The organism is Natrinema sp. LN54, from assembly GCF_052439245.1.
Taxonomy (GTDB): domain Archaea; phylum Halobacteriota; class Halobacteria; order Halobacteriales; family Natrialbaceae; genus Natrinema; species Natrinema versiforme_A.
Genome location: NZ_JBQVRP010000004.1, coordinates 497,502 through 524,082, shown reverse-complemented (window position 1 = coordinate 524,082; position 26,581 = coordinate 497,502). Strand labels below are relative to the sequence as shown.

28 protein-coding genes are annotated in these 26,581 nt (G+C 66.8%); 17 read left to right on the top strand and 11 right to left on the bottom strand.

Annotated elements, in window-relative coordinates; all coding sequences use genetic code 11:
• The first annotated feature begins 124 nt into the window (after nt 1–124).
• Entirely contained in the window at nt 125–736 is a 612-nt protein-coding gene (locus tag ACT4ML_RS15075) for a DUF6735 family protein (protein ID WP_444721593.1), read from the top strand.
• A gap of 43 nt (nt 737–779) precedes the next feature.
• Here ACT4ML_RS15075 and ACT4ML_RS15070 read toward each other — a convergent pair whose 3' ends face one another.
• The gene (locus ACT4ML_RS15070; RefSeq protein ID WP_444721592.1) at nt 780–2,555 is read right to left on the bottom strand and encodes a MutS-related protein; all 1,776 of its coding nucleotides are present in this window, start codon (nt 2,553–2,555) and stop codon (nt 780–782) included.
• Nucleotides 2,556–2,847: 292 nt separating this feature from the next.
• Between ACT4ML_RS15070 and purF the strand changes: the two genes are divergently transcribed.
• Entirely contained in the window at nt 2,848–4,320 is a 1,473-nt protein-coding gene (gene purF / locus ACT4ML_RS15065) for an amidophosphoribosyltransferase (RefSeq protein WP_444721648.1), read from the top strand.
• Between the two features lie 282 nt (nt 4,321–4,602).
• Here the strand turns inward: purF and ACT4ML_RS15060 are convergent, their stop codons facing one another.
• The 3 genes from ACT4ML_RS15060 to ACT4ML_RS15050 form a co-directional block, all read right to left on the bottom strand.
• On the bottom strand, nt 4,603–5,856 hold the full coding sequence (locus ACT4ML_RS15060; protein ID WP_444721591.1) for an ArsA family ATPase: 1,254 nt from the start codon (nt 5,854–5,856) through the stop codon (nt 4,603–4,605).
• Nucleotides 5,857–5,924: 68 nt separating this feature from the next.
• Complete coding sequence (locus ACT4ML_RS15055) at nt 5,925–7,376, bottom strand: hypothetical protein (protein WP_444721590.1); 1,452 nt, start codon at nt 7,374–7,376, stop codon at nt 5,925–5,927.
• Nucleotides 7,377–7,485: 109 nt separating this feature from the next.
• Complete coding sequence (locus tag ACT4ML_RS15050) at nt 7,486–8,586, bottom strand: pyridoxal phosphate-dependent aminotransferase (RefSeq protein ID WP_444721589.1); 1,101 nt, start codon at nt 8,584–8,586, stop codon at nt 7,486–7,488.
• Between the two features lie 156 nt (nt 8,587–8,742).
• Between ACT4ML_RS15050 and ACT4ML_RS15045 the strand changes: the two genes are divergently transcribed.
• The gene (locus tag ACT4ML_RS15045; RefSeq protein WP_444721588.1) at nt 8,743–9,255 is read left to right on the top strand and encodes a CinA family protein; all 513 of its coding nucleotides are present in this window, start codon (nt 8,743–8,745) and stop codon (nt 9,253–9,255) included.
• A gap of 124 nt (nt 9,256–9,379) precedes the next feature.
• The gene (locus ACT4ML_RS15040) at nt 9,380–9,865 is read left to right on the top strand and encodes a metal-dependent hydrolase (protein WP_444721587.1); all 486 of its coding nucleotides are present in this window, start codon (nt 9,380–9,382) and stop codon (nt 9,863–9,865) included.
• A 70-nt stretch (nt 9,866–9,935) separates the two neighbouring features.
• On the opposite strand, the gene ACT4ML_RS15035 is transcribed toward ACT4ML_RS15040, so the two are convergent.
• A complete protein-coding gene (locus ACT4ML_RS15035; RefSeq protein ID WP_444721586.1) occupies nt 9,936–10,202 on the bottom strand; it encodes a HalOD1 output domain-containing protein in 267 nt (88 codons plus the stop codon).
• A 186-nt stretch (nt 10,203–10,388) separates the two neighbouring features.
• On the bottom strand, nt 10,389–11,378 hold the full coding sequence (locus tag ACT4ML_RS15030) for a DUF7139 domain-containing protein (protein WP_444721585.1): 990 nt from the start codon (nt 11,376–11,378) through the stop codon (nt 10,389–10,391).
• 137 nt (nt 11,379–11,515) lie between these two features.
• On the opposite strand from ACT4ML_RS15030, the gene ACT4ML_RS15025 reads away from it, so the two are divergent.
• The 4 genes from ACT4ML_RS15025 to ACT4ML_RS15010 all read left to right on the top strand — a co-directional run bounded on the left by ACT4ML_RS15025 (nt 11,516) and on the right by ACT4ML_RS15010 (nt 14,239).
• On the top strand, nt 11,516–11,803 hold the full coding sequence (locus ACT4ML_RS15025) for a DUF5789 family protein (RefSeq protein WP_138244684.1): 288 nt from the start codon (nt 11,516–11,518) through the stop codon (nt 11,801–11,803).
• Nucleotides 11,804–11,855: 52 nt separating this feature from the next.
• On the top strand, nt 11,856–12,503 hold the full coding sequence (locus ACT4ML_RS15020) for a CPBP family glutamic-type intramembrane protease (RefSeq protein WP_444721647.1): 648 nt from the start codon (nt 11,856–11,858) through the stop codon (nt 12,501–12,503).
• A gap of 75 nt (nt 12,504–12,578) precedes the next feature.
• Nucleotides 12,579–13,016 (top strand): DUF302 domain-containing protein, encoded by a 438-nt coding sequence (locus ACT4ML_RS15015; protein WP_138244685.1) that lies wholly within the window; start codon nt 12,579–12,581, stop codon nt 13,014–13,016.
• A gap of 140 nt (nt 13,017–13,156) precedes the next feature.
• Complete coding sequence (locus ACT4ML_RS15010; RefSeq protein WP_444721584.1) at nt 13,157–14,239, top strand: AI-2E family transporter; 1,083 nt, start codon at nt 13,157–13,159, stop codon at nt 14,237–14,239.
• Between the two features lie 24 nt (nt 14,240–14,263).
• Here the strand turns inward: ACT4ML_RS15010 and arcD are convergent, their stop codons facing one another.
• Both arcD and nreA read right to left on the bottom strand, forming a co-directional pair.
• Entirely contained in the window at nt 14,264–15,700 is a 1,437-nt protein-coding gene (arcD, locus tag ACT4ML_RS15005) for an arginine/ornithine antiporter ArcD (RefSeq protein WP_444721583.1), read from the bottom strand.
• A gap of 161 nt (nt 15,701–15,861) precedes the next feature.
• A complete protein-coding gene (gene nreA / locus ACT4ML_RS15000) occupies nt 15,862–17,163 on the bottom strand; it encodes a DNA repair protein NreA (protein ID WP_444721582.1) in 1,302 nt (433 codons plus the stop codon).
• Between the two features lie 396 nt (nt 17,164–17,559).
• Here nreA and ACT4ML_RS14995 point away from each other — a divergent pair, with 396 nt between their 5' ends.
• Nucleotides 17,560–17,739: an HVO_2753 family zinc finger protein gene (locus ACT4ML_RS14995; RefSeq protein WP_006184530.1), complete on the top strand. Its 180-nt coding sequence runs from the start codon at nt 17,560–17,562 to the stop codon at nt 17,737–17,739.
• A 9-nt stretch (nt 17,740–17,748) separates the two neighbouring features.
• Nucleotides 17,749–18,015: an elongation factor 1-beta gene (locus ACT4ML_RS14990; protein ID WP_444721581.1), complete on the top strand. Its 267-nt coding sequence runs from the start codon at nt 17,749–17,751 to the stop codon at nt 18,013–18,015.
• A gap of 97 nt (nt 18,016–18,112) precedes the next feature.
• Here ACT4ML_RS14990 and ACT4ML_RS14985 read toward each other — a convergent pair whose 3' ends face one another.
• The 3 genes from ACT4ML_RS14985 to ACT4ML_RS14975 all read right to left on the bottom strand — a co-directional run bounded on the left by ACT4ML_RS14985 (nt 18,113) and on the right by ACT4ML_RS14975 (nt 20,549).
• Nucleotides 18,113–18,547, bottom strand: coding sequence for a hypothetical protein (locus ACT4ML_RS14985; protein ID WP_444721580.1), 435 nt, complete (start codon nt 18,545–18,547; stop codon nt 18,113–18,115).
• 61 nt (nt 18,548–18,608) lie between these two features.
• The gene (locus ACT4ML_RS14980; RefSeq protein WP_444721579.1) at nt 18,609–19,298 is read right to left on the bottom strand and encodes an MBL fold metallo-hydrolase; all 690 of its coding nucleotides are present in this window, start codon (nt 19,296–19,298) and stop codon (nt 18,609–18,611) included.
• An 84-nt stretch (nt 19,299–19,382) separates the two neighbouring features.
• Nucleotides 19,383–20,549 (bottom strand): cystathionine gamma-synthase, encoded by a 1,167-nt coding sequence (locus tag ACT4ML_RS14975; protein WP_444721578.1) that lies wholly within the window; start codon nt 20,547–20,549, stop codon nt 19,383–19,385.
• A gap of 284 nt (nt 20,550–20,833) precedes the next feature.
• Between ACT4ML_RS14975 and ACT4ML_RS14970 the strand changes: the two genes are divergently transcribed.
• The 7 genes from ACT4ML_RS14970 to ACT4ML_RS14940 all read left to right on the top strand — a co-directional run bounded on the left by ACT4ML_RS14970 (nt 20,834) and on the right by ACT4ML_RS14940 (nt 26,357).
• The gene (locus tag ACT4ML_RS14970) at nt 20,834–21,142 is read left to right on the top strand and encodes a 50S ribosomal protein L21e (RefSeq protein ID WP_444721577.1); all 309 of its coding nucleotides are present in this window, start codon (nt 20,834–20,836) and stop codon (nt 21,140–21,142) included.
• Nucleotides 21,143–21,148: 6 nt separating this feature from the next.
• A complete protein-coding gene (locus ACT4ML_RS14965) occupies nt 21,149–21,505 on the top strand; it encodes an RNA polymerase Rpb4 family protein (protein ID WP_138244694.1) in 357 nt (118 codons plus the stop codon).
• 78 nt (nt 21,506–21,583) lie between these two features.
• Nucleotides 21,584–22,180, top strand: coding sequence for a DUF655 domain-containing protein (locus ACT4ML_RS14960; protein WP_444721576.1), 597 nt, complete (start codon nt 21,584–21,586; stop codon nt 22,178–22,180).
• A gap of 190 nt (nt 22,181–22,370) precedes the next feature.
• Nucleotides 22,371–23,219 (top strand): 16S ribosomal RNA methyltransferase A, encoded by an 849-nt coding sequence (locus tag ACT4ML_RS14955; protein WP_444721575.1) that lies wholly within the window; start codon nt 22,371–22,373, stop codon nt 23,217–23,219.
• Between the two features lie 117 nt (nt 23,220–23,336).
• Nucleotides 23,337–24,503 (top strand): mechanosensitive ion channel family protein, encoded by a 1,167-nt coding sequence (locus ACT4ML_RS14950; protein WP_444721574.1) that lies wholly within the window; start codon nt 23,337–23,339, stop codon nt 24,501–24,503.
• Nucleotides 24,504–25,076, top strand: coding sequence for a HemK2/MTQ2 family protein methyltransferase (locus ACT4ML_RS14945; RefSeq protein WP_444721573.1), 573 nt, complete (start codon nt 24,504–24,506; stop codon nt 25,074–25,076).
• Between the two features lie 69 nt (nt 25,077–25,145).
• Nucleotides 25,146–26,357: an outer membrane protein assembly factor BamB family protein gene (locus ACT4ML_RS14940; protein WP_444721572.1), complete on the top strand. Its 1,212-nt coding sequence runs from the start codon at nt 25,146–25,148 to the stop codon at nt 26,355–26,357.
• The last annotated feature ends 224 nt before the right edge of the window (nt 26,358–26,581 follow it).

Genomic DNA, 26,581 nt, shown 5'->3' with positions numbered 1-26,581 from the left:
CGGAGCACTGACTCCGTCCGTAGGTTCAAGTACGGACGGGCGACCAGAGCCGCCGTGAGCTACGAGATGAGTCCCGAGGCGCGCGTCGCGCAGTCCGATTCACGCCGTTCCGGCCGGGTGGACGATGGGCCATAGGGCGCTCGTCGCCTACCGGCGGCCGGACCGCCTCTACGACCTGCGGTACAGCCATTGGGGCGGCGAAGGGCTGTCGCTCGCCGACGAGATAACGGCGGCGACCCCCCTCGCCGACGGCGTGATCGAGGGGTCCCTGCTGGCGGACTCGATCACTCGCGACCGCATCCTGCAGGATTTCCTCGATCCCTGCGTCCACGAGGCGCTCTATCTCGTCGCGCCGGCCGACGACTACGCGGTCGACGCCTACCGCGTCTGCTGGCTCGAGTGGGGCGACGGCCGCGACGACGGCCGGGGTGCGATCGTCGCCGCCCGGGCCGACGACGGGGCCGGGGCCGGGACCGAGGGCGAGCGTATCGAGACCTGGTTTCGCGCGACCAAGACCGCGCTGGCCGATATCATCGAAATGGGCGCGCTCTCGCGGCGGGCCGCACAGGCGTACCTCGAGGCCCGCGTCTGCGAGGATCAGGACGGCATCCTCTACACGTACGGCGAGTCGGTCGACGAGGACTCGTCGTACACGCCGACGCCCGATCGCTGGCTCGAAGAAGAGCGGCGAGAGCGCAACGAGGGGACGGACGGCACGGGCGAACCCGACGAGTGAGCGGCGCAGGGACGAACTGGAAAACGGCTCGGCTTCGAGAGACTCACTCGCCGGTGGTCCAGCGCGCGTCCGCGAGCGTCCGCTGGACGACCTCGTTGCCGACCGCTTCCGCTAAGGTCTCGAACCCGGCGCGCTCGCTCCGGTCGCCGGCGTTTGCGACCAGCCGCGAGACGATGAACTCCGGCGTCGAGCGGCCCACGGTGTCGAACCGGGGCTGGTAGTCGACGAGCAACTCGAGGTCGGGGTTCAGTCCCTCCGCGAAGATGCCGTCGACCCGCGCCTCCGGCGGGAGCGGCTCGAGATCGTCCGCGAGGTGCGTGACGAACACGCCCAGCGCCTCGCGGTCGACGGAGAGCGTGACGAGGCCGTGGAGGAGGTCCGCCGCGCTGCCCGGCTCCGTGATCGCCTCGAACTCGTCGACCAGCATCAGCGTGCGTCCGCCCGTCGAGAGCGGCGGGACGATCGACTTGAGCGTCGACTCGAGGACGCCGGCGTTGAAACTGGCGTGCCGGCGGTGGAAGACCAGCGAGTCGACGGGGGTCACCTCGGCCCGATCCGCGGGGACCGGCAGCCCCATCGTCGCCAGCAGGACGACCTGACACAGCGTCTCGAGCAGGGTCGTCTTCCCGCCGCTGTTGGCTCCGGTGAGGACCGCGACCCGCTGGTCGCCGGGGACTGATCCGACGCCGTCCGGGACGCTCGTCACGCCGTGCTCGCCGAGGCCGTAGGTGACCGGCTGGACCGACTCCCCGTCGTGTGCGGCGAGCGTGAGGTTGCGCGCGTTGACGACGGATACCGCGGCGTCGTCGCGGTCTACGAAGATGGGACGGGTACAGTCGTACTCGAGCGCGAAGCGAGCCAGCGAGAGGTGCAAGGCGATGTCGTCGACCGCTGCGACGGCCTGATCGATCGCGTCGCGGGCCGTCTCGAGCGTTTCCTCGAGGTCGCTCGCGACGGCCTGTTCGCGCTCGTCGACCGCTTCCGTGAGGTCAGTCCGGAGCGCGCGCAGAGTTCCACCGACGAAGTCGGTCGCGTCCGTCGCGTCGGTCGGCATCGCGTCCCGAACGCGATCGATCGTCGCGTCCGTCTCGGTCAGCACGTGGTCCTCGAAGGACTGCCGGAATCCCTCGGCGTCGTGGACGCCCGCCGAGCGCAGGTCGTCGATCAACGCGAGCGCGTTCGCGTCCATGTCCTCGACCGCGCCCAGATCGTCCCGGAGCCGATCGAGTTCTGCGTCGGCACCGTCTCGAACCCTGCCGCCGTCGAGCGCCGCCAGCGCCTCGGCGGCCTCCGCGAGCGTTTCCGCCTCGAGATCCGCGATCGCGGCGAACGGGCCGGAGTCGACCCCGGCCTCGAGCAGCGCCAGCGCGGCCTCGACGGCCGCGTGCTCGCTCCCGTCGCGCTCGTCGTAGCGCTCGTAGGCCTCGAGCACGGCGGTCCGATCGCCCTCGGCGAGGTCGGCCCACGCGTCCCGGGCCGCGAGCACGTCGTCGAGTCGCGATTCCATCGCCTCGCGGCCGTCGAGCGGCGTGAGCACCCGGATTCGATCGGCAGCCCGTTGAGTGACTGCGTGCTCGACCGCGAGATCCAGTAGCTCCTTGTAGGCCGACCGCGCGTCGCTGGTCGAGAGGATATCCATGCCAGCGCCGCCGGTCGCCCGCCGGAGGATACGGGTCGCGCGGCCGCGAGCGAGTCCGGCGTCCGCGAGCGCCCGCACGTCACCGCTCTCGATCGCCCGGATCGCCGCCTCTCTCCCTAACTCGTCGACCAGCGTCTCCCGCGTCTTCGGGCCGACCCCCCAGTACTCCTCGAGTCGCATACGTGGTGACTCGTGGCGACTGTCTTGAACGCTGTGTCATGTTGCCGCGCCGGTCACACGGGGACGCTGGTATCGACCGTTCCCGTTCGGAATAGCCGACATCCGCTCGAGCGAACCGGCCCGCTGTGCGTTCTCATGTCGGTACACGTCCGTCCACAACATATACACGAATGTGGGTATGTTTCTCCTCGAGGGAGAGCCGAAGAAGCACAAACACGGGGATTTTTATCGGCTCGGTGCCCTACTGACTTCCATGACTGATGGGCGGGGCGAAACTCCCCGGCGAACAGGAATGACCGAAAAGTGCGGCGTTGTCGGCGTCTCACTGGACGGTCGAGACGCGGCACGACCGTTGTACTACGCGCTCTACGCACTCCAGCACCGCGGGCAGGAGTCCGCGGGGATCGTCACCCACGACGGGTTCCAACAGCACAGCCACGTCGAAATGGGGCTCGTGGGGGACGCCTTCGGCGAGGACGACCTCGACGCGCTCAACGGGGCCGCGGGGATCGGCCACGTCCGGTATCCGACGGCCGGCTCGGTCGACTCCTCCTGTGCACAGCCCTTCTCCGTCTCCTTCAAGAGCGGCTCGCTCGGCCTGAGCCACAACGGCAACCTCGTCAACGCCGACGAGATCCGCGACGAACTCGCCGCCGCGGGCCACGCCTTCACCAGCGACGGCGACACCGAGGTCATCGCCCACGACCTCGCGCGCAACCTCCTCGAGGAGGATCTGGTCCGCGCCGTCAAGCGCACGATGGGGCGGATTCACGGCTCGTACTCGCTGACGATCACCCACGACGACACGGTCCTCGGCGTGCGTGATCCGCAGGGGAACCGCCCCCTCTGTATCGGGGAACTCGAGGACGGCTACATCCTCGCCTCCGAGTCGGCCGCGATCGACACCTTAGATGGGGAACTCGTCCGCGACGTTCGGCCGGGGGAACTCGTCGTCCTGCAGGACGACGGGCAGGGCTTTGACTCCTACCAGCTCGTCGAGAACGAGAACACCGCCCACTGCTTCTTCGAGCACGTTTACTTCGCGCGACCCGACAGCGTGATCGACGACACGCTCGTCTACGAGGCCCGGCGGAACCTCGGTCGCAAGCTCTGGGAGGAAAGCGGCGTCGAGACCGATGTCGTGATGCCGGTTCCCGACTCGGGACGCGCGTTCGCGTCGGGCTACGCCGACGCGGCGAGCGAGACGACCGCCGACGGCGAGGCTCGCGACGCGGACGACGACGGCGTCGAGTTCGCCGAGGGGCTGATGAAGAACCGCTACGTCGGCCGCACTTTCATTATGCCGACCCAAGACGAGCGCGAACGCGCGGTGCGGCTGAAGCTCAACCCGATCAAGTCCACGATCGAGGGCAAGACCGTCACCGTCATCGACGACTCGATCGTCCGCGGGACGACCTCGACCCAGCTCGTCCAACTCCTCAAGGACTGCGGGGCCGAGGCGGTCCACGTCCGCATCGGCGCGCCGGCGATCGTCGCCCCCTGTTACATGGGCATCGACATGGCCACCCGCGAGGAGCTGATCGCCGCGGACAAATCGACCGACGAGATCCGCGACGAGATCGCCGCCGACAGTCTCGCCTATCTCTCGACCGACGCCGTCGCCGACGTGCTCGGCAAGGAGCGGATCGACCTCTGTCTGGGCTGTGTCACGGGCGAGTACCCCTACGATATCGAGGGCGAGGAAACCGACCGCGACGTGAGCCGTCCCGATGTGGGCGGTCAGCAGTTGCCCGCGGACGACTAACAAACTTTTGCGCTGCGGGCACGCCTCCGGCGTGCCCTCGGCAAAACTTTGATGAAAAGCACTCCTCCTTCCCCTCCAGCCGCGCGTCGCGCGGCTTTCGGGTCAGTCGTCGGCCCGCTCGCGCCGCCAGCGCTCGCGGTCGTAAACGGTGTCCGCAACCAATTCTCCGTTAGATCACCCTTGGAACGCCTCCGCGAACTCCGTCGGGAGCGGAAACAGGACCAGTGCACCGCCGATCGCGACCTCCCGGTCACGCTCGCAGCGGCTCGTCGGTTCGATCGATTACCGTAGACAGGCCGCGACGACCTCGAGCATCCCCTCACCGCGGACCTCTTCCGCAAAGAGGGGGACCCGCCGAACGTCGGTGCCGCGGAAGAGATCCTGTGCCTCGGCGAGCGCGCCTTGTTGGACATCCCACCGCCGCTGACAGAACTCGCAGTCGTCGAGATTCGGCTGCAGGAACTCGCCGTCGACGTCGTCGGTGACGTTCGACAGCGGCTCCATCACCCGGTTGACGACGACGGTGCCGACGGGAATCTCGAACTCGCGGAGCTGCTGGCGCAGGCGCTTCGACTCGAAGACGCTCATCTCCTCGGGGATCATGACGATCCGGAAGTCCGTCCGCGCGGGATCTCGCAGGGCCGCTCGCAGGCGTTCGATGCGCTCGCGGAGGACTTCCAGGTCCTCGAGGTCGCTGCCGTCGTCGGGCTCCTCGCCACCGCCGAACATCCCCTTGACGCCGTCGAGCATGCCGCCGATGCGCTGGCGGAACTTCACCAGTCGACCCATCATGGAGTCCATAATCTCGGGGAGTTGCAGCAGTCGGAGCGTGTGGCCCGTTGGGGCCGTGTCGACGATCACGCGCTCGAAGCGCTCGTCGTCCATGTACTCGAGCAGGAGTTGCATCGCCGCGGCCTCGTCCGCGCCGGGCATCGCGCCGCCGAAGAGGGCGTCCATCGGCGACTCGCCGCCGAGCATCTCGCCGAGCCCGCCGAGGGGACCGCCCTCGGCTCCCTCGCCGCCGGGGAAGGGGGAGGTCCCGCCGCCGACCCCGTTCGCGCCGCCGGAGAACGGGTCGTCCCCGTCTGCTCCTGCGTCTGTCCCCGCTCCCGCGCCCGCGCCGCCGAAGGGAGTCTCGCCTCGCTCCATTGCGGCCTCCGGATCGATCTCGGCCGCGTAGAGAGGGATGTCGTCGCGGATTCGGTCGGGCTCGGCCGGGATGTCGGTCTCGAAGGTGTCCGAGAGCGAGTGGGCCGGATCCGTCGAGACGATCAGCGTCCGGGTGCCGCCGCGGGCGCTGTCGAGCGCGGTCGCGGCCGCCATCGTCGTCTTCCCGACGCCGCCTTTCCCGCCGTAGAGGACGTACTCGGGACCGTCGATCGGCTCGTCGGACGGTTCGACGTCGACGGTCTCGCGCTCGCCCGTCTCCGCGTCGTCGACCGAGTCGGTCGGCGTCACCTCGATGGTGTGTCCGTCGTCGCTGTCCCTCGCCGCGTCCCCGTCCTCGTCGACCGGTTCGACGTCGATGCCGCTCATACCGCGCGTTTCCCGGTCCCGACACGAGTATTCGTCGGTCTCGATTACGGCCGTCCAATCGACTGCCCCTATCGCTCCGTCACCGAGGGCCGAGCCGGTGGCTCGTCCCCGCGGACGATATCGCGAAGCGCCAGCGCGATCGGCACGGCCCACAGCGTCACGTACAGCGCGTGGGCGAGCGGGTTCGAAACGAGCGCGTAGCGGAGTCTCGCCCGCCGGCTCTCGAGTGGAACGGCGTCCCGGGCCGCGCGGTAGGCAACCACGCTGTAGTACGCCCAAACGGCCGCGTTGCAGGCAACGAGAACGCCCAGCGGGCCGGCGAGCGAAACCCACCCGAGCGCGGCCGAGACGAGCACCGCGATCGCGAGCGGAATTCCGACGACGTTCGTCACTACGAGCAGGTGCATCAGCGCCGTCCCTGCAACGAATCGGACCCGGTCGGACCTGGATCGATCGGGCGTGCGTCGACACCGGTAGGAGTCACGAACCTGCTGTCGGCTCTGCTGAACCCACGCGTCGATAGCCGTGGGACACCGAGTTCGGAGGTACCGATCCAGTACGCCGACCGCGCCGTTTCGGCGGGGTTCCGTCCCGCCGCGGGTCGTCGCTCCCGTCGCGTCGTCGCGTCGCCGGCCTTCGAGGTCGTTTAGCACGCGGGCCGTCGCGAACGTTCCCTCCTCGAGCGGTCGGCACGACGGGGCGCTTGCGGTCCCGGACAGCAGATCCGACCGGACCGCGCTTCCCATCGACTCGAGCAGGGGGACGAGACCGTCGTGGACGTTCCCCGCGGTTCGTTTCGCCCGCACGATGTCGTACTCCTCGAGGCCGGCGACGGCGAGTTCGAACGCGTCGACGGGGAGCCGCGTGCCCGCGGCACAGACGGTGACGATGTCGTCGGCGGCGAACGAGCGCGTCGCGAACGCCTCGGACAGCGCGGCCGCTTCGGTTCGAGAACCGCTGCCGCCACCAGTACCTGCCCGCCGATCCGTCACCCGGGCATCCGTGACGATCTCGCCGTCGATCCCGATCAGCGACACCGCCAGACCGTTCGCTCGTCCCGATTCGACGGCGTCGGACGGATCGACCGCGGCGGGGTCGTCGAGCCCGTAGACGACGGCCACGGAGACCTGACTGGCGGGATAGCTCTGGCCCGCGATCGACGCGAGGGTCCCCTCGAGCGAGTCCCACCGGTCCCCGGTGACGGGGACGAACACGTGGATCCGCCGCCGGAGACGTGCGGGGAGGCGACAGTCGGGTCCGAAATTGTGGTCGACGGGTGGTGCCGGCCGAGCCGTAGGGTCGCCGCTGGACGACGAGCTGTGATCGCCGCCGCCTCGAGGCCGTGGTCGCCGCGGTCGTCGCTTCGGGTCGGCCGCCGTTCCCTCGAGCACTCGACCGAGCGTCCGTTCGTCGACTGCGTCGACCGGGCGGCGAGCGAACAGGACCACGAGTCCGCAGTTGACGACGAGGTAGCCGACTTGGGTCACGACGAACGCGGCGACGACGGCCTCGAGTAGCATTCCTCACTGGCCACGGCCTCCCCGCGTATCTGTATTTCGGCCGGACAGTCGCCGCTCGAGAACGGTTTCGGTGGCGACGACGCACGGACCGTTTCGGCGGTGACGGCACTCACTCGAAGTAGGCTGCCAGTCGCTCGGCCGCCTCCTCGACGCGCGGGGTCACGAGAGCGAACCGCAACCACTCCGTCCGCGAATCGCCGAAGGCCTCGCCGGGCATCCCCGCCACGCCGGCCTCGTCGATCAGTCGCTCGACGTTCTCGAGCGTGCCCGGGTAGCCGTCGAAGCGGGCCATCACGTAGAACGACCCGTCTGGACGGGTATACTCGGCTCCCGCCGCCTCGAGCGCGTCGGTAAAGGTCGTGACGCGCTCGCGGAGGCGTTCGCGGTTGCGCTCGTAGTAGTCCGGCCTCGTCTCGCGCAGGGCGTTCAGGACCGCGTACTGGCCGGGTCGGGTAGTCGCGACGTTGACCAGCATGTGTCGGCTCTTGGCGTCGTCGACGAGTTCCGGCGGGAGGATCGCGTAGCCCACCCGAACACCGGTGATCGCCATCGACTTCGAGAAGGCGTTCGTGACGACCCGGTGGGCCGAATCGGTCTCGAGCGCGCTCGCGAACTCGCCCGAGAGGTCGTAGTGGTCGTAGACCTCGTCGCTGATCAGGATCGCGTCGTATTCTTCGGCGACGGCGACGAGTTCCCGCATCGTCTCGGCGGGGTAGACCGCGCCGGTCGGGTTGTTCGGCGTGGTCACGACGATCGCGGCGGTCTCCTCGCTCGCGGCCGCGCGGACGGCGGCGGGGTCGAGTTGCCCGTCGTCGGCGGTCGCGACGAACCGCTGTGTTCCGCCGAGCATCGTCGTCTTGCCGGGATAGTAGGGATAGACCGGATCGGTCAGCAGGATCTCGTTCCCGGAGTCTCGCTCGAGGGCCCGCGCCATCGCGAGGTAGTTCGCCTCGCCCGCGCCGTTCGTGACGATAATCTGATCGGCGTCGACGCCGCGGCGCGTGGCGATCTCCTCGCGTAACTCGAGCAGCCCCTCGCTGGGCGGGTACTGGAACCGGTCGGGCTCGAGGTCGGCGTACTCTCGCAGGCCGTCCCGGAGCGCCTCGGGGGGCTCCCAGCCGGGGTTCCCGCTGACCATGTCGATGACGTCGCGGTCCGCCGCGTCCGCGTACTCCATGACCCGGAAGAAAAGCGGCGTCTCGTAATCCATAGTCGGTACTGGACGGCCGCTGCTGGTTTGGCTTTTCGTTTCCGCGCCGAGCGCGACGGAATTCGGCCGCTCGAGTTTGGCCGAACCAGTTGGGTGGTGACCCTCACTGGGCCGGCAACCCTCGCTTTCACAACGATTCCGCCCCTCGATTCGGGTATGAACGACGACATCGACCGCGAGCTGCCGATGGAGATCGCCGACGCCTTGCGGGACGCCGAGGAGACGCTGGCCGTCGCCGAGTCCTGTACCGGCGGCCTGATCGGTGCCGCGATCACCGCCGTCCCGGGCGCGAGCGACTACTTCGATTCGGGGCTGACGACCTACGCCTACGACGCCAAGCGCCGCCACCTCGGCGTCAGTCGGGAAGCCCTCGACGAACACGGTGCCGTCTCCGAACCCGTGGCTCACGAGATGGCACGGGGAATCCGAGACGTGGCGGACGTGACGTGGGGTATCTCGACGACCGGTGTCGCCGGCCCCACCGGCGGCACCGACGCGAACCCGGTCGGCACCGTCTACATCGGCGTCTCCTACGCGGGGCCGTGGGGGTCCGAGGACTCGTACTCGACCGTCTCTCGCTACGTCTTCGACGGCGACCGCGCGGACGTCCGCGCCGCGACCGTCGAGCGGGCGCTCGAGGACCTGCTCGCGGAACTCGAGGCGCGCTGAGTCGGAGAGGGGGCTCCGATAACAGATACACATCTGAGAAGCGATACGTCTACCGAAACAGACAGGGATCGGTGACAGTCCCGAGAGTAAACTATTCCCCGGTCGACTCCACAGATGCGGGTAGATGAACAAGAAGGGCCACGTGCTCAACGCCGTTCTGTTGAGCATCGGATTGGGATATTTGCTCGAGCCGACGGGGGATCTGGAGACATTTCGAACGATCGTGATGATCGGGGTGCCGGTCTCGCTGGGGGCGCTCTTTCCGGACGTCGACACCGCGTTCGGCAAGCACCGGAAGACGCTCCATAACCTGCCGGTTCTGGCCGCCTTTCTCGCCTTTCCGTACGTGTTCGGGAACCTCGAGTACGTCTGGATCGGCGTGTTGACCCACTACGTCCTCGACGTCGCGGGGAGCAAACGCGGGATCGCCCTGTTTTACCCCCTCTGGAAGACGGAGTTCGGGCTACCCATCGGCGTCGCGGTCAGCAGCAAGCGCGCCGATCTGATGATGGTGTTCGTCACCGTCGCCGAACTGGTACTGGTCGCCCTAATCGTCTTCGAGATCCCCCAGTGGGGCTTCGAGATGGGCCGGAAGACGCTCGGGATATAGGCTCGTCCGTGAGCGAGGCGCGTGGCCGGCCGTCTCGTGAACGTCAGCGAGGGACAGTGCGGACCCGTCGTCAATCGCGGGCGGCGGCAATCGACAGGTCGTTCTCGTCGATCTCGACGCGATAGTCGTCGACGGTAAACGCGACCTCGGGGTGTGAGCCGGTGATGACGAGCGTATCGAGCGCTTCCGGATCGATCTGTTCGTACAGGGTCGTTCCCAGCGCCGTCGAGAGGTCGGTCGGGTCGACGCCTTCGATGCCGGCGATCGCGTTGACGATGGCGACGGTCGGCGTCGTGCTTGACCACGTGTATCGACCGGAAAACAGTTCTTCTCCCATGTCTCGTTCCTGTCCGACAGACTGTCGATATCCCACTTAGATATGCGGTGACTATCCAAGTGCCAACCACCGGTTATACGGTCCGGTAACGTCACCGAGGGCCACTGATTGCGGTCGATATTTCGTAATCGAGCCGACTGAGACGGAACCGTCAGCGGTCGAAACGACAGAAATGGATGGCGTGTCTTATCGTCGGTTCGGCGACCACTCGTCGCAGGCGTCCATGTCGTCCATCGCCGTTTCGTGGCGGGCACAGTAGGGAACCATTCCCTCCGACGAGCGGACGTACTCGAAGTGCTCGCAGTTCCCGCAGTAGCGATCCGTCGGTTCGGCCGGCGTCTCGGTCGACGACTCGACGATCTCCGCATCGCGACCGTCGCCCGCCTCGAGCGGCGAGGAGATATCCGAGGCCGCGGAGCCGCCGTCGCTGGTCGCAGCGCCGACGGTTCGGCCGGGAGTCGATCCGGTGCCGGAGCCGGTCGCCGATCGCGACGAGCGGCCGGCGGACCCCTCGTCGTACGAGAGCGTCGTTCGCTCGGTCTCCGCGGTGTCCTCGTCGGCGTCCGCGTTGGTCTGCGTTTCGACATCTCCGTCGGGCGTTCCGCCGAGGAAGCCGATGCCACCCAGCCCGCCCGCGTCGCTCGAGTCCTCGACCTCGAGGACGGTCTTGTTGTGGCGGGTGACGTTCATCTGGAGGTTGCCGCCGGGATCGTTGCGCATTTTGAAGGTGGCGACGGCGCTGAACAGACACCAGATCGCCGGCAGGAGCCCGAGCAGGTAGATGGCCGAGACCTCGAGCGTGAGTTGGTTGCCGCCGTAGCGCCAGTGTTGGGGGTAGGCGTGCCAGAAGAGCGCGACGCCGAGCAGACAGAGGCTCGCGCTGATCGCGGCCGTGGCTTGGACGCGTCGACTGGCCGGTAGTACGACGAAGACGCCGACGAGGGCGGTCGGGACGCTGAGCCCGGCCAGTACGCCCGCGGCGCGGACGGTCGCGAACTGCGCGGCCATCCCCTCGGAGAGTTCGACCGCGTACCCGCCGAAGAGGTCGGTCGTCGCCACGAGTACGGCCACGACGGCCAGAAGCGCACCGAGCACCACGAGCGCCGTCCCCGCGTACAGTCGGCGACTCGTCACCCCCGGTGCGGTCCCATCGTAGGCCTCCGTCAGGCTTGTCATAGGCAGTCGTTCGACGGCCCATCACAAAACGATACGTCAGACACACCTCGGTTGTCGGAGAGGTCGTCCGGCGGCGGGGCCCGAGCGCGACCCGCGGAAACGAAAGCTTGAATCACCGCGCTCGCAAACGACGGCCTATGAGCGACGAGGACGAAGACGCCGAGCCAGCAGTCTCACTCGGAGAGGGTACCCCGGTCGAGGGCGCGCCGCTCGCCCGCGTCAGTTCGCGACTTGCGTGGCCGAAGGAAAAGAGCGAAGTCGATCGGCTCGAGGGCGATGCCGTCATCCGTACGCCCGACGGTCCCCGCGAACTGTCGACCGTGCTCGAGTCGGTCGACGAGACGTACTTCCAGCGCCATCAGGAGTTCGAGGGGCACGTTCGAGACGTGATCGGGACCGGTCCGGTCCCGACTGCGGACGAGTAACACCGTGGCGTCACAGTCGGGGCGACGCGACGATCACTGGCTCCGTGAGTACATGTCCTTTTCTTGGGTCCAGAAGGCGTTACTGGTCGGTGCCGTGGTGACGCTGCTGTGGATGCGGTTGGTCCCCAGTGACCTCGACCAGCGGGTCGTCGTCGACGCTATCCTCCTGATCGGAGGCCCGCTCGCGCTCGGGCTCGCCCACGGGAACCGCATCGGCTGGCGTATCGATCGCATCGCGATCCGCAATACGGTCCTCCTCGCGCTGTTCGTCGCCCCGTTCTATATCGTCGGATCGACGCTGCCGACGATCCGGACGTTCTACCCGATCTGGGAGACCTCGGCCGCACCGGCGGCGTTCATCCCGCACGCGATCAAGCTCTTCGTCCTCGCGCTGGCCGCCGAGACCTACTACCGCGGCCTGCTCTGTGTCGGCGTCAAGGAGATCGGGTTCGTCGCCGTCTTCATCAGCCCCGTCGTCTACATGTTCCACCACGCCTCGAAACCGCCCATCGAGTTCCTGCTGTCGGGGCCGACGGACGTCCTGTTCGGTGCCGTCGACTACAAGTCGAACTCGATTCTCCCGTCGGTCGTCGCCCACGGCGGCGGCCTCGTCCTGCTCGACTGGCTCGTCCTGCATGAGCCGCTGTTCGATCCGACGTTCCTCGTGCGATTCCTCGAGTGGCTGCCGGTCCCGCTGTAGCGGGGTCGCGGCGGTCGCCGCCCACCTGGTCGGACGACGGGACCGATTAAGGGCCGGGACGACCAACCGTCGCGTATGGCACTTCCCATCGACCCGACGCAGATCGATCCGGCGGACTACGGCGAGCACCGCGCGGTACTCGAGATGGACCACGAGGAGGCCATCGAGCACACCCGCGAGGTGTTCACCGAGGCGGGCTTTGGCGTCCCGGCCGAGTTCTCGCCCTCGGAACTGCTCAACGAAAAGGTCGACGCGGATCGCGATCCCTACTACGTGCTCGGGGCCTGTAATCCCGAAATGGCGGATCGGGTACTGGACGTGACCGAGCAGATGGGGGCGCTGTTCCCCTGTAACGTCGTCGTCTGGGAGGAAGAGCCGGGTCGGCAGGTCGTCTACCACGTCTCGATCATGAAGATCGCGCGGCTGCTCGGCATCGCTCCCGACGACGAGAACTGGCAAGAGATCGTCGACACGACCAGCGAGATGGTTGACGAGGCCTACGCGAACCTTTAGAACCGGCCCACAACTGTCTCGTCTCCTCCTCGCGGAACCGGCGTCCCGAGCGCGACAGTTCCGTCCCGATCGGGTTCCCCTTGCCGAACCGTACAGTCACAAACGCCAACATTTATGTTTTCTGTTCAAGAGGATGAAATATGGACGCCCGAACGGCGTTTTTCGCCCTCCTCATCGCCGCCCTCTGCGGGCTCGCCGCCCTGCTGGTCCTCCCCCTCGTGGAGTACGTGCTGGCGGCCTGTCTGCTCGCGGTCGTTCTCCGCCCGGCCTACCAGCGACTGGAACCGCGCGTCGGTCCGCGGCTCGCCGGCCTCGCGCTCACCGGCGTCACCGTCGTCGCCGGCGTCGTCCCGCTGCTCCTCGTCTCGCTGGTCGTTCTCCGGACCGCCCTGTCGACCCTCGAGTCGCTCGAGGCCGACCGGATCGTCGAGTACGGCCGCGAAGTCGCCCGAGACGACCTCGGACTGGCCAACGGGACGGTCACCGCACTCGAGTCCGCCGTGCGATCGGAACTCGAGGAATCCTTTGCGGGTGCCGCGGAGGTGACGCTGACTCGATTGATCGATATCGTGACGACGGGGATCGACGTGGCGGTCGGACTGGTCGTCCTCGTCTTCCTGGTGTACTACCTGCTGGTCGACGGCGCGGCCTTCCTCGACTGGCTCCGCGAGACCGCGCCGCTCGAGACGCGAGTGCTCGACGAACTGTTCGCGGACGTCCACGACGTCACGTGGGCGGTCCTCCGCAGTCACGTCCTCGTCGCGGTCGTACAGGGGATACTCGGCGGGCTGGGGCTCGCAATCCTCGGCGTGCCGTACGCGACCACGCTGGGAGTGATCCTCGTTCTCGCCTCGTTTCTCCCGACGATCGGCGTCTGGCTCGTCTGGGGACCGGTCACGGTCGCCCACGCGGCCTCGAGCGGCCCCGCACGCGCCGCCGTCCTCTTGGGGTACGGCGTCGCCGTGCTCGCCGTTACGGACAGCTACCTGCGCGCGTACCTCGTCGACCGCGGCTCGAGTTTGCATCCGGCGACCGCGCTGGTGGGCGTCGTCGGCGGCATCTACCTCTTCGGCGTCGTCGGGCTCTTCGTCGGCCCCGTGATACTCGCGGCGTTCAAAGCCTGCGTGACCGTCGCCCATCGGCTCGAGCGGGCCGATTCGGACGACATCGACTCCGCGACCGGACCCGATCGAGAGCAATCCTTCGTGGAAGCAAAACAGTAGTGTATTCGATGGTCTATACGCCGCTCAGTCCGCGGTATGGGCCCGCTCGGCCCGGTTACCCGTCGGAATCCCGCGACCGGTCAGCGCCATCAGGAATAGTACGGCCGGCGAGAGGAATCCGAACAGGTAGAACGGCGCGTACTCGAGGGTGGGGACGCCGGTCGCCGAGGCCATGAAGACGCCGCCGGCGTGCCACGGCAGGAGCGCGCCGGTGGGGGTCCCGGCGGCTTCGACGGCCCGGGAGAGTTCCTCGCTGTCGAGGCCGAACTCGTCGTAGAGGTTTCGCAGCGTCAGCCCCGGGAGGACGATGCTCATGTACTGCTGGGCGGTGAGCGCGTTGATCAGGATCGCCGAGAGCCCGGTGCCGGCGATCAGGCCGCCGGAACTGCCCACGCCCTGCGAGAGGCGGTGAGCGAGGACGGCCAGCACGCCGGTGTGCTCGAGGAGACCGCCGAGCGAGAGCGCGGCGACGACGACGGTGATCGTCCACGCGGAGCCGGTGAGGCCGCCGGTCGCGAGGAGTTCGTTCACGAGGTCGGTCCCGGTCTCGGGGGCGGTGCCGCTCATGAAGACTTCCCACGCGGCGACGAAGCCGGTCCCTTGGACCAGAATCGTGGTGAAGACGCCGGCGAAGACGCCGGCGACGAGCGTGGGGAGCGCGGGGTAGCCGTAGAGCGCGAGACCGAAGGTGACCACGAGCGGCAGGAAGACGAGCACGGAGAGGTCGTACGTGCCCGCGAGCGCGGTCTGGATCTCGGCGATGCGGCCGGCCGGAATCTCACCGCCCGCCTGCAGGCCGAACGCGGCGAATCCTAACACTGAGAGTCCGAACGCGATGGCCGTCCCCGTTCGCATCCGGCGGATGTGATCGTACAGCGGCGTGTTCGTCACGCCGGCCGCGAGGTTGGTCGTGTCCGACAGCGGAGACTGCTTGTCGCCCGCGTAGGCTCCCGAGATGACCGCACCGACGGTCAGTGGCCCGGAGACCCCGAGCCCCGCACCGATCCCGACGAACGCGACGCCCAGCGTCCCGACCGTCGTCCACGAAGAGCCGATCGAGAACGCGACGACGGCGGCCAGGATGGCCGCGACGGGCAGGAACACCGTCGGCGTCAGCAACTCGAGGCCGTAGTACATCATCGCCGGGATCGTGCCGGCATCGACCCACGTGGCGATCAGTGCGTAGATCGTAAAGATGATCAACAGCGCCTGTATCCCCATCAGAAGGCCGTTCGAGATTCCGTCGGAGAGTTCGGGCCAACTGTATCCCAGATAGCGACCGAACGCGCCGACGAAGACAATACTCCAGAGCAGCGGGACGTGCGGATCGAGGCCGAGGACGGCCGATCCGACGCCGAGGAAGGCGACGACCGCGAACACCGGAACGAGCGCGAGAGCGAACGACGGCCGCCGTTCGGGCTCGAGGTCGTCGATCGTCGTCGGTGTAAAGTCGACTGACATCGGCTGTGGTATGCACTTGGGGAATAAAAGGTGAGCGGTTTATTACCCGAAGGTATGTTTCGCGATAGCAGTGATCACATTCCCGCTGAGTGAACAGTCTCTCGGCGGTCGGCTCGCTGGTCGAATTCGGTGGACAGCGGCGAAAATAACGGCCGACGGGCTCACTCCGAGCTCGAGAACGCGCTCAGGTTGGCCTGCAGTCCGGCCGCGAGTTCCGATTTCCGCCGTAATCGCGCGTAGGAAACCGGCAGTCGGGTCGCGACCTCCGAAACCGCCTCGTGGAACGTCTCCGCCTCGCCGTACTCTCCCTCGAAGGCGTTCCGGACGCTCTCGCGGACCTGCCAGACGCCGACGGGTGCCCAGTAGTCGTCGGAGACCTCCCGCAAAACGAGACACTTCGCCTGCCGTCCGATCGACTCGAGGTACTCCAAGACGCCCAGTCGGGCGGCGTAGTAGGCACCGGCGGTCTCCTCGACGTAGCTCGAGCGCCCCTCGTAGCCCTCCGAGGCGCTGGCGAGCCAGATGTCGTCGTGCGGGTCGGGGTTCCAGATGCTGCCCGGGGCCTTCATCTCGACGAGTTCGAACTCCCAGTTGCCGGGCGCGAGCACGACCCAGTAGCGGTTGCCGACGTACTCGTTCGCCCAGACCTGCACCTCGTCGATGCTGGGCGCGTTGCGGATGCGCCCGCGCAGGTACTGCCCCACGGTGTCGTCGACGGCCGTGATCGACCACCGCGTGGGAACCAGCCGGCGCTGCTTCGTCTGGCCGAGCGCGCCCGCCGAGAGGATCGAATTGATCTCGTAGACGTCGAACCCGCGCCGGTAGAGGTAGGTCATCGCGCCCTGTGCCTGCCAGTCGTCGTCCTCGAGGGTCTTCTTGACCGGTTTCGGGACGTAGGGGTTCTCCCGCAGTTCGGCGTTGGTCGCGTTGGCCCGGGGCCCGCGCGGCGTCGCCACGTCGGTGCCCGCGTCGAGGCCGAGGTCGGGCTTGTCGTCCAGTCCGATCTCGAGATCGACCGGCCGGTCGGCGATGGCGACCTCCCGTTGGACGCCGACGAAGCCGTCCCAGACGTCGTCGACGCTCGGTGTCAACCGGCTCGCGATGCTCGGGGAGTCGACGTTCGCGCGCTTGCTCGAGTTCAGGAGCCCGGTCCGGCGCTGGAGCACGTCGTCGATGGCATAGCCCTGCTGGTACCAGTCGCCGTCGGTGACGTACTCCGCGGCGTCGCCCTCGTCGCCGACCGGCGAGAGCAGTCCGACGGGAATGTCCGGGTAGTTCGACCGCCCGACGAAGATCGACGGCGAGGTCGAACCGACGAGCGTGTCGCCGCTCAGGGCGTCGTCGAACTTCCGTTCGAACTCCTCTAGGTGATCCGTGATCGCGTAGGACTTCTCCTTGGCGAGGCGGCGACGTTCGGCCTCCTCATCGGGCTCTAAGTCCTCGATATAGTCGCCGAGGCGCATTCACTCGAGCTAGGGCGGGGACGGTGTTGAATGTTGAGTTTCGGGCGGCGGAGCGCGTTCGGGATCCGAGCGATCACGCTATTCGTGTGGCTCCTTGCTTGGTTTCGGTCGGCAGAAGTGTCAGAGGCAGAGGTCCAGTCGCGTCTGCAACCGAACCTCACTCACTGCTTCGAGCCGGGGTATAAAGTAATCGCCAGCGCGTTTTCTGGGTCGGAAAACGCGCAGACGAGAGGACACAGCCACCGGCTTTCAGCGAGCCGACGCGCCAACGGTGGTCTCTCGCCGTGGACGACTCGAGTGTGCCGGGACACCGGCGGAACGATGGCGACGGGAGACGATGACGCGTAGCATTCTGCTATCGAGTAGTTTAAAAACGGCGGGCGGGAAAGGAGGGGTATGAGTACGACCGACGACCGAGAGACGCGTTCCTGCGTCTCCTGTGGGCTCAACATCGCGGGTACCAACGCAGCCGCGTTCAAGTGTCCCGACTGCGGCCAGCAGATCTACCGCTGTGCCAAGTGTCGCAAGCAGAGCAACCTCTACGAGTGCCCCGACTGCGGATTCACCGGACCATAAGGTTTCACAATGGGTAAAGTCGCTGCCAAAATCAAGGTCATGCCGGACAGCCCCGAAATCGACCTCGACGCGCTCCAAGAGCGCCTCGAGAGCACCCTTCCCGAGGGCGCGAAGATCAACGGCGTCGAACGCGAGGAAGTCGCGTTCGGTCTCGTCGCGCTCTACCCGACCGTGATCGTCCCCGACGGCGCGGGCGGCACGGAAGCCGTCGAGGAGAGTTTCACTGAGGTCGAGGGCGTCGAAAGCGTCGGCGTCGAGAACGTCGGCCGCATCTAACGTACGGCGTTCGTTTTTCGCCGTCTCGAACCGATTCCGCCCGTGAGCCGCGCGTTTTCGTCTCGAGCGGTCGGGCCGACGATAGAGAGTCGAGCCGCTACTGTTCTTGCTCGCGGTTCGCACCGAGGTCGGCCTGTGAGACGATCTCCGCGCTGATCGGGGAGAGATCGACGGTCACGTCTGCGGTGACGGCCTTGCTGATCTCGTCGAGGTTTCCGGCGAGGACCGTCAGCACGTCGTCGGGGCTGGTATAGACCAGCATGTTTCCGTCTTGGCCCTCCGCGACGAGTTGCGTGTCGTTCAGGACGACCTGATCGTTCTGAATCGTCGCCGAGACGACGGGGAGCGCCGCCGGCTTCCCCGGCTCGTCGTCCCTGACCTTGCGGATGTGGACCTCTTCGAGGTCGATAACCTCCTTGTACTCCTTGATCTGTTCGGCGCAGTCGACCATGTCGTTGAGGAGGGCGGTCCGCTTTTCGTTGCCGTGGTCGCCGTCGAGACAGTGCTGACAGACGCGGAGTTCGAGTCGCATTACGCGCCGATTGGGGTTGGATACCGATGAGAATTCCGCTTCTGTTCGTCGGCGTTCGCACTCACTCCCTTCCCTGTTCGTAGATCTCCTGCATCCGTTCGGTCCCTCGATCGACGTACCCGCCGTGATAGCACACGGTGTGGTCGACCTCGAGGTCCGCCAGCGCCCCGACGGACTCGATCGCGCGGTCCATATCGGGCGTGAACCGCGGTTTCGGACCGGCGAGGGGCTCGTCGCCGTCCGCGACCAGCGCGTCGCCGGCCACGAGCAGGTTCCCCGTCGGGAAGTACAACGAGAGATGTCCGGGCGCGTGGCCGGGCGTGGCGACGACTTCCATTGGCCCCGCGAGAGTCGGCAATCGGACACCGTCGGTCAGTTTGATATCGACGTCGACGGGCGGATACCGGTCGCCGCCGTCCGACCCCTTGATCGGGTCTCGCTCGCCCGAGACGTACGGCGCTTCGTCGCGATGGGTCGCGACGATCGCGTCGACCCGCTCGAGCAGTTCCGCGAGCCCGCCCGCGTGGTCCGCGTCGTGGTGGGTCAGGACGACGAGCCAGATGTCCGCGAGTTCGAACCCCATTCCGGCCAGATGGGTCTCGATCTGGCCGACCGCGCCGGCGGGGCCGGCGTCGAGCAACACCAGTCCGCGGGCCGTCTCGACCGCCGTCGGGGTGAACGTCCGTTCGTCGCCGCCGTACTCGAGGGTCAGTGGCAGTGCGTACACGCCGGGATCGTCGCGATCAGTCATGCGGGCCGATTGGCGGGCCGACCTGAAAGGCGTAGCCCTCACGGGCGACGCGACTCGAGTGTTCGAAACTCCGGATCCGACGACTCAGGAGAGAACGCCGTCGATGGCTCCCTCGAGGTCGGCGATTAGGTCGTCGACGTGTTCGATCCCCACCGAGACGCGGATCAGGCTATCCGAGAGCCCTGCCTCGATGCGCTCTTCGCGGGGAATCGCGGCGTGGGTCATCGGTGCGGGCTGTTCGATCAGGCTCTCGACGCCGCCCAGGCTCTCCGCGAGTGTGAATATCTCGGTGTTCGAGACGACCTCGCTCGCCTCTTCTAAGCTCGCGTCGAGTTCGAAACTCAGCATGCCGCCGAAGTCGTCCATCTGCTCGGCGGCGATCTCGTGGCCGGGATGGGACTCGAGGCCGGGGTAGTAGACGCGGTCGACGTCGGGGTGGTCGTCGAGGACATCGGCGATCGCGCGGGCGTTCTCGCAGTGGCGGTCCATCCGGACGGGCAGCGTCTTGGTGCCCCGGAGGACGAGGAAGGACTCGAAGGGACCGGGCGTCGCCCCGACGGAGTTCTGATAGAAGCCGAGTCGCTCGTCCAGGTCCTCGTCGTTCGTCAGTAGCGCCCCGCCGACCACGTCGGAGTGGCCGCCGAGGTACTTGGTCAGCGAGTGCGAGACGATGTCGGCACCCAGATCGAGCGGCCGCTGGAGGTACGGCGTCGCGAACGTGTTGTCGATCGCACAGAGCGCGTCGTGTGCGTGGGCGATCCCGGCCGCGCCCGCGATATCGACGATCGACATGAGCGGGTTCGTCGGCGTCTCGAGCCAGAGCAGCGCCGTCTCCTCACGGAACGCGGCCTCGATCTCGTCGAGGTCGGTCATATCGACGAACGAGAACTCGAGGTCGTAGTCCTCGTAGACCTGCGTGAAGATGCGGTGGGTCCCGCCGTAGACGTCGTTGCCGGTGACGACGTGGTCGCCGGCCTCGAGCAGATTGAGGACGGTGTTGATCGAGGCCATTCCGCTGGCGAACGCGCGGCCGTACTCGGCGTTCTCTAGACTCGCGAGGTTTTCCTCGAGGTCGGTGCGCGTAGGGTTCCCGGTCCGCGAGTACTCGTAGCCGCGGTGGTCGCCCGGCGCGTCCTGCTTGTAGGTGGAATTGGCGTGAATCGGGGTCATCAGTGCGCCCGTGTCGGGGTCGGGCTCTTGGCCGGCGTGAATCGATCGAGTCTCGATCCGGCGGTCGTTGTCGTCGTCCATATTGAGATAGGGGATTCGCGGTCGGATCACTGTTGTGGACGATTGACCCGCAATCGCGGTCGGCCGCAAGCAGTCGTACCGCGCGAGCGGAGCGAGCGCGGCCTTTTTTGGTCCAGATTTTTGCTCCCAACGCGGGACCTTCGGTCCCGCGAGCCGTGCGAACGGGCACTTCGTGCCCGTGAGCAGAGAGCGGTTCCTCGCGTAGCGAGGAATCCTGAGGAGGAAAAAGGTGGGTGGAATACGTGTGTTTTATAACCGTCACCGGACAAAGCGGTCGTACGACTATGCCGAAATCTAATGGCCCTCGTCAGGGAACCCGACGAAAGCTCGCGAACGATCCTCGAGACCGCGGCTCCTCGCCGCCACAGCGTGCGATTCAGGAGTACGAGGAGGGTGAGAAAGTCCACCTGAAGATCGACCCAAGTGTTCCGGACGGTCGCTTCCACCCGCGATTCGACGGTCACACCGGCGAAGTCGTCGGGAAACAGGGCAGCGCCTTCAAAGTCGAGATCAACGACGGCGGCAAGGACAAGACCCTGCTCGTGACCGCGGCCCACATGCGCGCACAGAATCAGGAAAAGAACCGGATCTGATCAGGGATGACGATCTTCAAAGAGATCGTCGACGAGGAGTTCCTGACGGTCTCGGAGACGAAGGAGCTGCTCGCCGACATCGAAGCCGAACGCGCGATGGACGAGGATCGCGAGCTGCGCTACGAGCTCGCGCGAGCGATCGAACACGCGAACCGATTTGCGGTCCTCGAGCCCGAGGAGGCCCAGTCGCTGGTCGACGACCTGCAGACCATCGAGAAGGTCGACGAGCCGACGGCCTACAAGATCGCCAACCTCCTGCCGCAAGACCGGGACGAACTCCGGTCGGTGTACGCACAGCAGCGGTACTCGCTGTCGGGGGACGAACTCGACGAAATTCTCAACATCGTCGCACAGTACGCCTAAAACGGTCGTCCGCTGCGATCGCTCGGCGTCCGAAAGCGAGCCGACTCTTTAAGTACGCCGTCGCCGTAGTGTAAACCAATGAGCGAAGCCGATGGCGACGAGACGGACGTTCGGCGCGCGGTCGTGTTGGATTACCTCGCACACGGGCTGTCTGACGACGGCCGACCGCAGTACGCGAAGTCACCGGCAGGCTACGCTGTCGGTATCGGGGACTTCCAGCTCTATCAAGTCGCCTTCGACGAGGACGAGCGCCTGACTATCGGAAGCGAGGTCGTCGTCGAACCGCCCGCCGAGCGCGACATCGTCACCGAATGCCACCGCGTCGAGTACGAGTCCCTCTCCTCGGGTGCCCAGTCCGAACTCGAGTACGTCATCGCCGACCTCGTCGAGGAGAACGAAGAGCGGTTCGTCGACTTCTACAACGACGCCCAGCCGATCACGCTGCGGCTCCACCAGCTGAACCTGCTGCCGGGCATCGGGAAGAAACTCCGCAACGGCATCTTAGACGAGCGAAAGCGCAAACCCTTCGAGAGCTTCGAGGAACTGTCCGAGCGCGTCTCCGGGCTGCACGACCCCGACGAAATCCTCGTCGAGCGTATCCTCGAGGAGCTACGCGACGACGATCTCAAGTACCAGACGTTCGTGGGCCGGCGCGAACAGGAACAGAACCAGTAGCGAGCGGACTCGACCGAGCGCTCCGAGTCGAAGCGACCCGCGATGTGGTGTCGCGGACGACGCCGTTCTGTTTCCATTCCCGCTCCGACCAAACCGCGAGTTATCGTTCGCGAGCGACTGCGGGGAGCGGGTGGTCAAACGAGACGTGCGAGACGGTGCGTTTACACCGGCCCCGGCCGTAGCGCCGGCAATGAGAGATCCAGACGGACTGATCGCCCGGGCGGGCGTCCGCGGCGATCCGGACCGCGACCAGCACTTCCTCGTCGACGATCGCGTGCTGGACCGGTTGCCGACCTACCTTACTGAGATCGACGCCGACACGAGCCACGTCCTCGAGATCGGGGGCGGAACGGGCGCGCTGACCGACCGCTTGCTGGCGATGGGCGACGAGGGCGACGAAGTGACGGTGGTCGAACGCGACCGCGAGCTCGCCGCATTTCTGCGCGAGGAGTTCGCCGACGAGATCGACGCCGGCGAGTTGACCGTCGTCCAGGGCGACGCGCTCGAGGTCGAACTGCCCGACTTCACGGCGTCGGTCTCGAATCTCCCCTACGGCGTCTCGAGCGAGATCGCCTTCCGACTGTTTCCGGAAAAAAAGCCGCTGGTCCTGATGTTTCAACAGGAGTTCGCCGAACGGATGGTCGCCGAGCCGAACACGTCGGAGTACGGTCGGCTCTCGGTCTCGAGCCAGCACTACGCTGATGTCGAACTCGTCGAGTCGATCCCGAAGGAGGCGTTCTCGCCGCCGCCGGCGGTACAGAGCGCGGTGGTTCGTGCGATCCCGCGCGAGCCCGACTACGAGGTCGACGACGAGGAGTTCTTCCTGCGGTTCGTCAAGGCGCTGTTCACCCAGCGCCGGAAGACGATCCGGAACGGGATCCGGAACACGGCTCACATCTCCGGGCTCGCCGAACCCGAGGCGGTCGTCGACGCGGCCGACGAGGACGTGCTCCGAAAGCGGGCCGGCGCGATGGCGCCCTCCGAGTTCGCCGCGCTCGCCCAACTCGCGAGGGACGTCGGTGGCCCGATCGACGACTGATCTCGAGGCCCGGCTCGAGGGGCCCGTTCGGCTCGAGTCGCGGTCGAGGGTCGATCGGAACAGTCCGACCAACGGATACTCAAAGCTACGCGACCGACGGGTTCGAGAGACGAACGCATGTCCGGACTACTGACGGAGTTCGACCGGCTCTCGGCGGTGTTTCCGACGACGCCGCTGAAACTCGCGGTGTCGATCGTTGCGCTCGGACTCGTCGTCGGCGTCCTCCTCGCCTACCGGCGGCTCCACGCGTGGGTCGCCGAGCGGGCACGGCCGCTGTACGCCGATATCGCTTCCATGGCCCTGCTCATCGCAACCTGTGGGATGAGCCTCAGTATCGTACTCGGCGTCTGGGGCCAGACGGCGGAACTGAGCCGGCTCTACAACGACTTCGGGCTCGGCGGCGACGGCGTCGCACGCGCGATCTTCTCGTTTCTCCTGCTCGTCGTGACGGTTATCGTCACCCGGTTCGTCCGCCGGGTGATTGAGGAGGTGTTCGGCTCGTCCTCGGCCGTGACGGCCCACCAGCGGAAGGTCACCCACCGCCTCTCGCAGGTGATCATCTGGTCCGTCTCGCTGGTCGTCGTGCTCGGCATCTGGATCGAGGACCTCGGGAGCCTGCTCGTCGGGGCTGGCTTCCTCGGGATCGTCCTGGGGATGGCCGCCCGACAGACCCTCGGGACGATGCTCGCCGGCTTCGTCCTGATGTTCGCCCGACCGTTCGAGATCGGCGACTGGATCGCGGTCGACGACAACGAGGGAATCGTCACCGACATCTCGATCGTCAACACCCGCGTCCGGTCGTTTGACGGCGAGTACGTCATGATCCCCAACGACGTCATCGCCTCGAGCATGGTGACCAACCGCTCGAAGCGGGGGCGACTGCGACTCGAGGTCGAGGTCGGCGTGGACTACGCGACCGATATCGACCGTGCCGCGGACCTCGCGAAGGCCGCGATCGAAGATATCGACGAGGCACTGGCCGCGCCGTCGCCGCAGATCGTCGCCAAGTCCTTCGGCGACTCGTCGGTGATACTCGGCGCGCGCTTCTGGATCGACAAGCCGAGCGCCAGACGCTACTGGACGGCTCGGACCGCCGCGATCAGCGCCGTCAAGGCGGCCTTCGAGGACGAGGGAATCAAGATCCCGTACCCGCAGCGCGAACTGTCCGGACGGGCCGAGACCGGCGGCTTTCGGATCGCCGACGACGGCGAAGCGACGCCGGCCGGGGAATCCGGCGACGGCGAATCGCGCGAACACCGCATGACGACACCGGAGGATCGATAGATGACACTCGAGGACCGACGCGACGAGGAACCGGACGTGTACCAACCCGCCGAGGACTCCCACCTGCTGGCCGAGGCGGCCTGTGACCGACTCGAGGGGAGCGAGGTCGTCCTCGAGGTGGGGACCGGCTCCGGTTACGTCGCCGGCCGGATCGCCGACGAAACGGGCGCTCGCGTCGTCGCGTCGGATCTGAATCCACACGCCGTGCGGCAGGCCCGAACCGAGGGCGTCGAGGCGGTGCGAGCGGATCTCGTCTCGCCGTTTCGGGACGGGGCCTTCGACGCGGTCGCGTTCAACCCGCCGTACCTGCCGACCGATCCCGAAAACGAGTGGGACGACTGGATGGAACGCGCCCTGTCGGGCGGCGAGGACGGCCGGGCCGTCATCGACCCGTTCCTCGAGCGCGTCGGTCGCGTGCTCGCCCCTGACGGCCTCGTCTACCTGCTCGTGAGCAGTCTCACCGGCGTCGACGAGGTGGTCGAAGAGGCCGGCGAACACGGGTTCAGCGCCGTCGCCGTCGCCGACGAGTCGTTCCCCTTCGAGACGCTGACGGTGCTCGAGTTGCTTCGCTAGCGGCCGAGATTCGAGCGGCGAAATACGTCATCCGAAGGTTCTTTTCGAATGGATGGGATGTTTTGGTCGATGCCCTCCACTCGACGAACGTTGCTGAGGAGCGTCGGCGCGACCGGTGCGAGCGTCGCGCTCGCTGGCTGCTCGCTGCTCTCGCGAGTCAGGGGACCCGACGACCCGCCGCCGTCCGGCGTCGACGATATGCCGGATCCCGGGAACAGCGCTCGCGGGGCCACCGGCGAGTGGTCGACATTTGGCTGCAATGCGGCCAACACCCGGGAGGTCGGTGACGGTGAGGCCCCGGTCGACGGTGTCACCGAGCGCTGGCGGGTCGAGGTTCCACAATTCACCTATCAGGCACCCGTCGTCGCCGGCGGGCGCGTTTATCAACCCGATGTGGACACACTTCGGGTCCTCGACGCCGCAGAGGGAACGGAACTGTGGACGGTCGAGGGCGTCGGGACAGTGCCGCTGATCTGGAACGATGTCGCCTACGTTTCGACCGGGTCTGCGATTCGCGCGCTCGAGGCCGACACCGGCGAGCGACTGTGGGAACGGGAACTCGAGACACCCGGGCGAGTGACGGTGCCCGCGACGCGCGCCGGAGAGCAACTCGTCTGCGGCGCGGGGGAGCGAGTCGTCGCGCTCGATCCCGATGACGGGACGGTACAGTGGGACCGCGAGGTCTTCGGTCAGGTACAGGACCACCCTCCCGTCTTCAGGGCCCACTGGTTCGTCATCACCACTCGAGCCGGAATGGTGTATCTGCTGGACAGGGACGGAATGGGTGGACGGCGGTGGCAACTCCCTGCCGAGCCGGCGGCGCCGCCCAGCGCGGACACTGACTCGGTCTACGTCAACTGTAGAGACGGAACCACGTACGCGTTGATGGACGAGGGGTTATCGGACCCGGCCCGGAACTGGATGTCCGATTCCGGCTGGGCCGACCGCGGCATTGCCGTCGCCGACGGCCTTGTTCTCGTTGCGAACGGTCAGGAGCTTCACGCCGTCGATACCGAATCCGGTGATCGACACTGGAAACACGACATCGGCGACTGGCGACACACCGCGCCGGCGTACGGCCGCGACACCGTCTTCGTCGGCGGCGACCGCCTTCACGCTCTGGACCCGACGCCGGATGACAGTCCGGGCTGGGGCCCTGCAGTCCGCTTCGAACGTGAGTTCGCGGGCCGCGTCGGCCCGGGGCCGGTCCTCGACGACGGTACGATTTACGTCGTCGCACAGGTCGCCGACGAGACCTACGCGCTGCTGGCATTGGACTGAGACTGTGGGCACAGATCCCTGCGTCTCGCGACGGCTCGAGTAAACTCCTTGATCGATCGCGGCCCGTCTCGGTTCCGTCCCGATAGCTGTTCGTGGAGTAGCTTCTCCATGATATATGTTTTCACACATCTCGAAATCCAGTCCCGGAATCGGCCGAAATCCAGAAAATAACTCCAAAGCATTAGTTCGGATGGAAAATATTAAGCGTCGGTATAGCCTAGCCG

Excerpts from the sequence above, each read along its gene's own strand:
- ACT4ML_RS14970 (WP_444721577.1), top strand. The coding sequence starts at position 20,834 with ATGCCGAAATCTAATGGCCCTCGTCAGGGAACCCGACGAAAGCTCGCG.
- ACT4ML_RS15045 (WP_444721588.1), top strand. The coding sequence starts at position 8,743 with ATGAACGACGACATCGACCGCGAGCTGCCGATGGAGATCGCCGACGCC.
- ACT4ML_RS15055 (WP_444721590.1), bottom strand. The coding sequence starts at position 7,376 with ATGCTACTCGAGGCCGTCGTCGCCGCGTTCGTCGTGACCCAAGTCGGC.
- ACT4ML_RS15035 (WP_444721586.1), bottom strand. The coding sequence starts at position 10,202 with ATGGGAGAAGAACTGTTTTCCGGTCGATACACGTGGTCAAGCACGACG.
- ACT4ML_RS14950 (WP_444721574.1), top strand. The coding sequence starts at position 23,337 with ATGTCCGGACTACTGACGGAGTTCGACCGGCTCTCGGCGGTGTTTCCG.
- ACT4ML_RS15070 (WP_444721592.1), bottom strand. The coding sequence starts at position 2,555 with ATGCGACTCGAGGAGTACTGGGGGGTCGGCCCGAAGACGCGGGAGACG.
- ACT4ML_RS15015 (WP_138244685.1), top strand. The coding sequence starts at position 12,579 with ATGGCACTTCCCATCGACCCGACGCAGATCGATCCGGCGGACTACGGC.
- purF (WP_444721648.1), top strand. The coding sequence starts at position 2,848 with ATGACCGAAAAGTGCGGCGTTGTCGGCGTCTCACTGGACGGTCGAGAC.
- ACT4ML_RS15010 (WP_444721584.1), top strand. The coding sequence starts at position 13,157 with ATGGACGCCCGAACGGCGTTTTTCGCCCTCCTCATCGCCGCCCTCTGC.
- ACT4ML_RS14965 (WP_138244694.1), top strand. The coding sequence starts at position 21,149 with ATGACGATCTTCAAAGAGATCGTCGACGAGGAGTTCCTGACGGTCTCG.
- ACT4ML_RS14940 (WP_444721572.1), top strand. The coding sequence starts at position 25,146 with ATGCCCTCCACTCGACGAACGTTGCTGAGGAGCGTCGGCGCGACCGGT.
- ACT4ML_RS15060 (WP_444721591.1), bottom strand. The coding sequence starts at position 5,856 with ATGAGCGGCATCGACGTCGAACCGGTCGACGAGGACGGGGACGCGGCG.
- ACT4ML_RS14990 (WP_444721581.1), top strand. The coding sequence starts at position 17,749 with ATGGGTAAAGTCGCTGCCAAAATCAAGGTCATGCCGGACAGCCCCGAA.
- ACT4ML_RS14985 (WP_444721580.1), bottom strand. The coding sequence starts at position 18,547 with ATGCGACTCGAACTCCGCGTCTGTCAGCACTGTCTCGACGGCGACCAC.
- ACT4ML_RS15050 (WP_444721589.1), bottom strand. The coding sequence starts at position 8,586 with ATGGATTACGAGACGCCGCTTTTCTTCCGGGTCATGGAGTACGCGGAC.
- ACT4ML_RS15020 (WP_444721647.1), top strand. The coding sequence starts at position 11,856 with ATGTCCTTTTCTTGGGTCCAGAAGGCGTTACTGGTCGGTGCCGTGGTG.
- ACT4ML_RS15040 (WP_444721587.1), top strand. The coding sequence starts at position 9,380 with ATGAACAAGAAGGGCCACGTGCTCAACGCCGTTCTGTTGAGCATCGGA.
- ACT4ML_RS14980 (WP_444721579.1), bottom strand. The coding sequence starts at position 19,298 with ATGACTGATCGCGACGATCCCGGCGTGTACGCACTGCCACTGACCCTC.
- ACT4ML_RS15075 (WP_444721593.1), top strand. The coding sequence starts at position 125 with ATGGGCCATAGGGCGCTCGTCGCCTACCGGCGGCCGGACCGCCTCTAC.
- ACT4ML_RS14945 (WP_444721573.1), top strand. The coding sequence starts at position 24,504 with ATGACACTCGAGGACCGACGCGACGAGGAACCGGACGTGTACCAACCC.
- ACT4ML_RS14975 (WP_444721578.1), bottom strand. The coding sequence starts at position 20,549 with ATGGACGACGACAACGACCGCCGGATCGAGACTCGATCGATTCACGCC.
- arcD (WP_444721583.1), bottom strand. The coding sequence starts at position 15,700 with ATGTCAGTCGACTTTACACCGACGACGATCGACGACCTCGAGCCCGAA.
- ACT4ML_RS14955 (WP_444721575.1), top strand. The coding sequence starts at position 22,371 with ATGAGAGATCCAGACGGACTGATCGCCCGGGCGGGCGTCCGCGGCGAT.
- ACT4ML_RS14995 (WP_006184530.1), top strand. The coding sequence starts at position 17,560 with ATGAGTACGACCGACGACCGAGAGACGCGTTCCTGCGTCTCCTGTGGG.
- nreA (WP_444721582.1), bottom strand. The coding sequence starts at position 17,163 with ATGCGCCTCGGCGACTATATCGAGGACTTAGAGCCCGATGAGGAGGCC.
- ACT4ML_RS15025 (WP_138244684.1), top strand. The coding sequence starts at position 11,516 with ATGAGCGACGAGGACGAAGACGCCGAGCCAGCAGTCTCACTCGGAGAG.
- ACT4ML_RS15030 (WP_444721585.1), bottom strand. The coding sequence starts at position 11,378 with ATGACAAGCCTGACGGAGGCCTACGATGGGACCGCACCGGGGGTGACG.
- ACT4ML_RS14960 (WP_444721576.1), top strand. The coding sequence starts at position 21,584 with ATGAGCGAAGCCGATGGCGACGAGACGGACGTTCGGCGCGCGGTCGTG.